Origin of the sequence: Aeromicrobium sp. 50.2.37 (assembly GCF_024655735.1) — a bacterium.
Taxonomy (GTDB): domain Bacteria; phylum Actinomycetota; class Actinomycetes; order Propionibacteriales; family Nocardioidaceae; genus Aeromicrobium.
Window position 1 is genome coordinate 123064 of sequence record NZ_JANLGG010000006.1, and the last position, 8061, is coordinate 131124.

Annotated in this window: 5 protein-coding genes; 2 read left to right on the top strand and 3 right to left on the bottom strand. The window is 72.4% G+C overall.

Features of this window, described 5'->3' with window-relative positions:
- Positions 1-19: 19 nt before the first annotated feature.
- The gene (locus tag NUV38_RS05140) at positions 20-1372 is read right to left on the bottom strand and encodes a CpsD/CapB family tyrosine-protein kinase (RefSeq protein ID WP_257728086.1); all 1353 of its coding nucleotides are present in this window, start codon (positions 1370-1372) and stop codon (positions 20-22) included.
- Positions 1373-1531: 159 nt separating this feature from the next.
- On the opposite strand from NUV38_RS05140, the gene NUV38_RS05145 reads away from it, so the two are divergent.
- On the top strand, positions 1532-3415 hold the full coding sequence (locus NUV38_RS05145; RefSeq protein WP_257728087.1) for a DEAD/DEAH box helicase: 1884 nt from the start codon (positions 1532-1534) through the stop codon (positions 3413-3415).
- A 29-nt stretch (positions 3416-3444) separates the two neighbouring features.
- Complete coding sequence (gene manA, locus NUV38_RS05150) at positions 3445-4629, top strand: mannose-6-phosphate isomerase, class I (RefSeq protein ID WP_257728088.1); 1185 nt, start codon at positions 3445-3447, stop codon at positions 4627-4629.
- A gap of 789 nt (positions 4630-5418) precedes the next feature.
- Here manA and NUV38_RS05155 read toward each other — a convergent pair.
- Both NUV38_RS05155 and NUV38_RS05160 read right to left on the bottom strand, forming a co-directional pair.
- Positions 5419-6528, bottom strand: a complete 1110-nt coding sequence (locus NUV38_RS05155) for a mannose-1-phosphate guanylyltransferase (RefSeq protein WP_257728089.1) — start codon at positions 6526-6528, stop codon at positions 5419-5421.
- A gap of 31 nt (positions 6529-6559) precedes the next feature.
- A partial coding sequence (locus NUV38_RS05160) for an endonuclease/exonuclease/phosphatase family protein (RefSeq protein WP_257728090.1) occupies positions 6560-8061 on the bottom strand: 1502 nt, incomplete at its 5' end.

An 8061-nucleotide genomic window follows, 5' to 3' on the forward strand; every position in this document is an offset into this window, starting at 1 on the left:
ACTGACGACGGCGGTGCCGTCAGCGCCGACGTCGGCGCGAGGACCTCTCGTCGTACTCGTACCCGTAGCCGTAGCGGCCGGCGGCCCGGCGGGGCGTCATGGAGAGCACGCTGCCGAACAGCCTCGCTCCGACCGTGTCGAGCCGGTCGACCGCGGCGCGCACCTGGTCGTGCCCGGTGCGTCCGTGGCGCACCACGAGCAGCGCGCCGTCGGCCAGCAGCGACAGGATCGCGGCGTCGGCGACCGGCAGGAGGGGAGGCGCGTCGATGAGCACGACGTCGTAGCGCTGGCGCAGGTCGGCGACGAGGCGCTCCATGGCTCCGGTCTGCACGATCTCGGCGGGGTTCGGCGGACGGGCGCCGCTCGCGAGCACGTCGAGCCCGGGGACCTCGGTCTCCTGCATGGCCTCGTCGAGGTCGACGCGCCCCACCAGCACCGTCGTCAGGCCGACGGTGCTCTCCAGGCCGAACGACTCCGCGAGCTGCGGACGGCGCAGGTCGCCCTCGACCAAGGCGACCCGCAGGCCCGACTGCGCGAGGGCGATGGCGAGGTTGCAGGCGGTGGTCGTCTTGCCCTCGGCCTCGACGGCGCTGGTGACGGCCACGACGGTGCGGTCGTGGTCGACGTCGACGAACTGCAGGTTGGTGCGCAGGATGCGCACGGCCTCGGCGCGGGGGTGCTGGGGGGAAAGCGAGGTGAGCAGGGGCGAGTCGTGCGCGGCCCGGTCGTGCGCGATCGCGCCCAGCACGGGCGAGCCGGTGGCCGCCTCGAGGTCGTCGGTGGTGGTGATGCCGCGGTCGGTCGACTGGCGCCACCGTGCGATGGCCAGACCGATCAGGAGGCCCACGAGCAGTCCACCGACCAGGTAGGGCCACCGCGTCGGCTCCACGGGCGAGGCGGAGCCCGAGCCCGGGTCGATCACGAGCGTGGTCTCGCGCTGTGCGGCGTCGAGGTCCTCCTGCTTCGTGGCAAGCCAGGTGGTGAACTCCTCGGCGATCTGTCCGGCGGCCTCGCGGGCGTCGGCCAGGCTGTCGTCGCGCACCGTGACCCTCAGGATCGTGCTGTCGCCGACCACGCCGGAGGTGACGTCGTCGCGGGGGATCGGCGTGGAGCCGAGCGCCTCGCCGGCCCGGCCCACGAGGGCCGGTCCACCGAGGATCTCGCCGTACGACTCGAGCGTCCTCGCCGAGAGTGCACGGCCGGGCACCTCGTCCGTGCCGACGGGCGCCTCGACGAGGACCTCGGCCGAGGCCTCGTAGCGCGGTGTGATGCCGGACACGAGGAGCTGGCCGGCCACCGCCCCCAGCACGCCGAGGACCACGACCAGGATCCACCGTGAGCCGAGGGAACGGCGGGCGGTCGGCGTCGGCATCGCGCACCGTCTCCTTGCTGGCTGGGGGATGGGCGGGCCTGCTGAGCGTCCTGACCGGGTCGCCGGGATTGGTCTCGGGGGCACCGGTACGGAACACTATCGCTTGCACCCTGCGTCACGACGGGGTTCCCCCGTCTCGCAGTCAGCACCAGGAGTCCCATGAACGACGACGTACCCGCGCCCGCGACCCCCGACGACACCGTCCCCGGCGAGCCTGCCCCCGACGGCACCGGCCCCACCGGGAGCAGCCCCGACGACACGGTGGCCGACGCGTCCCCCGACCGTCCGGCGGCGCCGGCTCGGCCGTTCGCCGACCTCGGTCTCGACGACGAGCTCGTGCAGGTCCTCGAGCGGCTGGGCTACGAGACCCCCACCCCGATCCAGGAGGCGGCCGTGCCGGCGCTCCTCGCCGGTCGTGACGTGGTCGGGCTCGCCCAGACCGGTACCGGCAAGACGGCGGCGTTCGCCCTGCCGATCCTGCAGAAGATCGACCCCGACCGCGCCTCCACCCAGGCGCTGGTGCTGGCCCCCACCCGTGAGCTCGCGCTCCAGGTGTGCGAGGCCATGACGTCCTACACGCCCAAGGGCCGGCGGATCCGGGTGCTGCCCGTGTACGGCGGCCAGGGCTACGGCGCCCAGCTCGCGGGCCTCGAGCGCGGTGCCCACGTCGTCGTCGGCACGCCCGGGCGCGTGATGGACCACCTCGACCGCGGCAGCCTCGACCTCACCGGTCTCGACCACCTCGTCCTCGACGAGGCCGACGAGATGCTGGCGATGGGCTTCGCCGAGGACGTGGAGCGCATCCTCGCCGACACCCCCGAGTACAAGCAGGTGGCGCTGTTCTCGGCCACGATGCCGCCGGCGATCCGACGCCTGGCCAAGCGCTACCTCCACGACCCGGCCGACATCGCCACGCCGCAGGCGCGCTCCTCCACGAGCACCGTGCGCCAGCGCTGGATCCCGGTCTCGCACCACGCGAAGCTCGACGCGCTCACGCGCCTGCTGGAGGTCGAGAGCGGCGACGGGATGATCATCTTCGTCCGCACCAAGTCGGCCACCGAGGAGCTGGCCGAGCGCCTGCGGACGCGCGGCTTCTCGGCCGCCGCGATCAACGGCGACCTCGCCCAGGCCCAGCGTGAGCGCACGGTCAACGCCCTGAAGTCGGGCGCGCTCGACATCCTGGTCGCCACCGACGTCGCGGCCCGCGGGCTCGACGTCGACCGCATCACCCACGTGGTCAACTACGACATCCCGCACGACCCCGAGGCCTACGTGCACCGCGTCGGGCGCACCGGGCGCGCCGGACGCAGCGGCGAGGCGATCCTGTTCGTCACCCCGCGGGAGCGTCGTCTGCTGTCGGCCATCGAGAAGGTCTCGGGTCGAGCCGTCGAGGAGACGGGCGTGCCGAGCGTCGACGAGGTGAACGCCCGTCGGACGGCCAAGTTCGCCCAGGCCATCACCGACAGCATGGGCTCGCCCCAGTTCCACGCGTTCCGCGGCCTCGTCGAGGACTACGTGCGCGAGCACGACGTCGAGATGCTCGACGTCGCCGCCGCCCTGGCCGTCATGAGCACCGACGACAAGGAGTTCTTCCTCCGCCCCGACCCGCCCAAGGCGGCGCGGCGCGAGCGCCCCGAGCGTCCGGCTCGCGACACGAGCGACCGCGGACCGCGTCCGTCGAAGGACGGCTGGACGCCGTACCGGATCGCGGTGGGCAAGCGCCACAAGGTCTCGCCCTCGATGATCGTGGGCGCGCTGGCCAACGAGGGAGGGCTGCGGCGCGCCGACTTCGGGAAGATCACGATCGGCGTCGACCACGCCGTCGTCGAGCTGCCGCAGGACCTGCCGGACGCGGTCTTCGAGGCGCTCTCGGACACCCGGATCTCCGGCCGGCGGATCGACCTGAAGCGCGACGGCGGGCCGCAGGGACGCAGCCACGGAGGCGGACGCGAGGACCGTGCGGGCGGCTACCGCTCGAAGGGTGGACCGCCCGGCAAGGGCGGCAAGGACAAGTACCGCAAGCCTCGCCACCCCAAGGGCTGACGACGGCCACGGCCCTCCGAGAGGACGAGATGCGACGACTCGAGAATCCTGATCGCGACTACGACTGGGGCTCGCCCGAGGCGATCCCTCGTTTCCTCGGAGTGCCGCCGGCCGGAGGTCCGGTGGCCGAGATCTGGATGGGCACGCACGCGCTCAACCCGTCGCGCGTGCAGGGCGCGAAGGGTCCGGTCTCGTTGCGCGAGGTCGCGGGCGAGCTGCCCTTCATGCTGAAGATCCTCGCCGCGGACCGGCCGCTCTCCATCCAGGTGCACCCCAACGCCGTGATGGCCCAGGAGGGCTATCGGGCCGAGGAGGCGGCGGGCGTCCCGCTCGACGCACCTCACCGCGTCTACAAGGACCCCCATCCCAAGCCGGAGATGGTCTATGCGCTCACGGCGTTCGACACCCTCGTCGGCTTCCGGCCCACGGCCGAGATCCTGCGCGTGCTGGCCGCCATCGACGTCCCGCGGGTCCAGGACCTCGTCGAGAGCCTGCGCCGTCAGCCCGGGTTCCTCGGCATCGTGCGCGTCGTCGAGGACCTGCTGACCGATCCGCCGTCGGCCGAGGAGGTCGCCGAGGTCGTGGCGGCCTGTCGTGACGCGGAGCAGCGCGGCATCGACATCAAGCGTGCCTATGCCACCGCGGTCCTCGTCGGCGAGCACCACCCGGGCGACGTCGGTGTCGTGATGTCGCTGCTGCTCAACCGGCTCACGCTACAACCCGGCGAGGCGGCCTACCTCGGTGCCGGCATCATCCACGCGCACCTGAGCGGGCTGTGCGTGGAGGTCATGGTGTCCTCCGACAACGTGCTGCGCGGCGGACTCACCGGCAAGCACCTCGACCCCCAGGGCCTGGTGCGGTGCCTCGACCGCGGCATGTCGCGCCTGGCGCGCGTCGAGGCCGACCAGTTCGGCTTCTCCACCGACGTCTACAGCCCCGGCCTGCGCGAGTTCGCGCTGTCGATCACGCAGTGCTCGTCGGCCGAGCCCGACGGTGCACGCCTGCCCGACGACGGTCGGCGGATCGTGGTCTGCCTCGGGGGCGACGTGGAGGTCGTCAACGAGATCGGCGAGCGGGAGAAGCTCGCCCGCGGCGAGGCCCTCTTCGCCGACGAGTCCGACGGCGTGCTGCACGCAGTGGGCACCGGCGAGGTGGCGCAGGCCTACACGCCCGCACCCGACCTGCCGCCCGCCGAGCTGACTGACCTGGTCTGACCGGGCTGGTCTAATCCGGGCTGGTCTGACCGGCTGGGATTCAGCCCTTCTGCTGCGTCTCTTCGGGTGGGCCTGCCCCTGCGGCTGCGTTGCTCGGAGTGGGCCTTCGGTTGCTGCTGCGTTGCTCCGGGTGGGTCTTCTCCTGCGGCTGCGTCGCTGTGGCTGCGAGTCGGGTCGTTCTCCGAAAGGGCCTCGACCGGCGGAGGGGTCCGGGCTCGGGTGGGCTCTCGGAGCGTGGCTCGGGGGACGCAAGGTTCTGCGTTCGTGCGTGAGGGGGCGAAGGATGCTGCGTTCGCTACGGGATCCGGTCGTGAACGCAGCATCGTTTGGGCTGATGCACGTGAAGGCAGAATCCTGCGTCCGCAGGGGAGAGTCGCGCGTTGAGTGGGGTAGGGATTCTCCCTTTGCGCGGACCGTTCCACGGAGAGGGAGAATCCCTGCCCGTACGGGGCCCAAGTCGTCGCCACGGTGCTTCCTTCGCGAGGAACGGTCCACGCGAAGGGAGAATCGTGCGTGGATCCCGCGCAGTTGGAGAATCGTGGCCGCGCCCCGCAGACCCAACCGAGCTGAGTCCCACCGCTCCGGTCGAGGCCCTTTCGGAGGCTGACCCGACTCGGAGCCACAGCGACGCAGCCGCGAGCGAGAACCCAACCGCGCCCCGCGAACCCCACCCGGGCCGAGACCCCCCTGCTCCGGTCGAGGCCCTTTCGGAGGCCGACCCGACTCTGAGCCACAGCGACGCAGCCGCAGGACGAAGGCCCACCCGCACCGACGCGGACGCCGGGGGACTCAGACCAGGTCGCCGCGCCCGACGGCCGACAGCGCGGCCGGGACCTCCTTGACGCGCTGGGCGTGCTCGAGCGTGGTCACGAGCAGGGCGTCGTCGGTCTGCACCACCACGGCGCCGGGGATGCCGACGACCGCGACCGTGACGCCCGGTCGGGCGCGCACCAGCCCGTCGGCATCGATCCAGAGGGTGTGGTCGCCGTCGGGCGAGGGCGTCTGGTCGTGCCCGAGGTCGTGGAGGGCGGCGAAGTCGCCGATGTCGTCCCAGCCGAAGCGTCCGGGGACGGTCGCGATGCCCCCGGTGAGGGAGACCGGCTCGGCGACGGCGTGGTCGATCGCGATCTTGGTGAGGGTGGGCCAGACCTGCTCGAGCACCGCCTGGCGGTCGGGGCCGGACCACGCCGTGGCGATGCGCCGCAGCCCCTCGTGCAGGGTGGGCTGAAGGCGAGCCAGGTGGTCGAGGAGCACGTCGGCGCGCGTGACGAACATGCCCGCGTTCCAGCTGAACGTCCCGGCGCGCAGGTAGGCCTTCGCCGTCTCCTCGTCCGGCTTCTCGACGAAGCGCACGACGGTCCGCGCACTCGGGGCGCCCTCGACGCCCAGGGGTGCTCCGGACTCCACGTAGCCGAAGGCCGTGGACGGTGACCGCGGGGCGATGCCGATGGTGGTGACGTGGCCGTCGCGGGCGGTGCGCACCGCCTGGACGACCGCGTCGGCGAAGCGGTCGGCCCCGGAGATCACGTGGTCGGCGGCGAAGGACGCGACCACGGCGCCGGGGTGGTCCTGGTGGACGACGGCCGTGGCCAGACCGATGGCCGGCATCGAGTCGCGCGGGGAGGGCTCCACGAAGATGCTCGTCAGCTCGGGCAGCTGCTCGCGCACTGCGTCGGCGTGGCGGGGTCCGGTGACCACGTGCACGCGCTCCGGCGGCACGAGCTGCGTCACGCGGTCCCACGTCTGCTGCAGGAGCGTGCGACCGGATCCGGTGAGGTCGAGCAGGAACTTGGGCCGGCCGGCGCGCGAGAGGGGCCAGAGCCGGGTGCCGGCGCCCCCGGCGGGGATGATGACGTGCAGGTCGGCCAGGTCGGCCGGTCCCAGGGGATCGGGGCTCATGCGGTTCGGGTCTCCTGCCGTGGCGGTGGACTCAGCCCGGCGACGGTACGTCGTCGACCGGTGGGACGTCGACGACCGGCGTCGGCTCGCCGACGTCGACCTTCTTGCCCTCGAGCGACAGCGTGGCTCGCAGGGCGTTGTGGTCCGTCAGCACCGGCGACGCGTAGCTGCTGCCCGACATCCGCACGAGCTGCTTCCAGGCGAGCACCGCGAACTCCTCGGAGGCGAAGATGTGGTCGACGTGGGCGCCGGAGCGCAGGGGACGCGTGGAGAAGGTGTGCCCCGTGTTGAACTCGCGGTTCTCGACCTTCTTCGCGACGTCGACGGTGTCGCGCTGGCCGATCCCACGCATGATCGCGCCGGGGGAGTCGGCACCGCGGTGGCGACCGGAGTTGAAGTCGCCGGCGTAGACGATCGGCAGGCCGCCGTCGTTGATCGACCGCATGCGCGAGACCAGCGTGTTCATCTCGCTGCGCCGCTTGCCGTCGTTGCCGTGACCGTTCTCGAGGTGCACGTCGACGACGAAGAACTGACGGCCGGTCTCCTTGACCGTGAACCGGGCCCACGTGGCGTGCCGACCGTGGCCGACGGGGAAGAAGCCGCCGCTCTCCTGGGTGAACAGGGCCGGACGGTAGAAGATGTAGCGCGCCTTGGCGCCACCCGTCGCCCGCTGGAAGCCGCGCTCGCCGCCGCTGAAGATCGCGTTGGTGGTGGCGCCGACCCGCTTGCCTCCCGCTTCCTGCAGGACGAACAGGTCGAGCTTCTCGGCGTTGAGGAAGGCGGCCATCTGCCGGGCCCGTCCGGCGTAGCCCTTGCACTTCTCCGAGCACACGTTCCAGGTGCCGACGTTGAACCGCACGTCCTCGGGAAGCGTCTCGGTGGCGACCGCGGCGCCGAACTCGCCGACGACGTCGCCGTTGACCGGTCGCGCCCGGAACCAGTACGGGCGACCGGGCTCGAGCGCGTCCGTGACCAGCTCGGGCTCGCTGCCCACGGTGCGCACGGACTGGACCAGCTCGCCGAAGTCCTTGTCGGTGGCGACCTGCACGTCGTACTGCCGGGCGTTGACGACCGGCTTCCACTCCAGCCGGGCGCCGGTGGTGCCGGTCTTGTCGACCGCGACCTTCGTCATCTCGCCGGGGGGCAGCACGAAGCGGCCGGTGCGCGACCGCACGACCTCGCCGTCCTTGACCGCGTCGACGCGGAAGTACCGGTCACCGCCGGGCGTGGTGGGCTGCAGGTCCTCGACGAGCACCTGCTTGTCGGTGGAGGTGACCTTGAGGGCGTCCTTGGTCAGGGCGCGGTCACTGCCGACGTGGACGACGTACTCGTCGACCTCGTCGGTGGACGCCCAGGTGAGCTCGACGCTCGTGGGCGACAGGGTCTGCGCCGCGAGTCGCGTCGGCGGTGCGGTGTCCTCGAGCAGCGTGCGCGACGACCACAGCCCGCCGGCCAGCACCGCGAGACCCGCGACCAGGGCGACGAGCAGCCCGACCCGGCCGAGGCGGGGGCGACGTCGTCCGCTGCGTCCGC

Bases quoted from the DNA above. Each gene is read 5' to 3' on its own strand.
- NUV38_RS05140 (WP_257728086.1), bottom strand. From the start codon at position 1,372: ATGCCGACGCCGACCGCCCGCCGTTCCCTCGGCTCACGGTGGATCCTG.
- NUV38_RS05145 (WP_257728087.1), top strand. From the start codon at position 1,532: ATGAACGACGACGTACCCGCGCCCGCGACCCCCGACGACACCGTCCCC.
- manA (WP_257728088.1), top strand. From the start codon at position 3,445: ATGCGACGACTCGAGAATCCTGATCGCGACTACGACTGGGGCTCGCCC.
- NUV38_RS05155 (WP_257728089.1), bottom strand. From the start codon at position 6,528: ATGAGCCCCGATCCCCTGGGACCGGCCGACCTGGCCGACCTGCACGTC.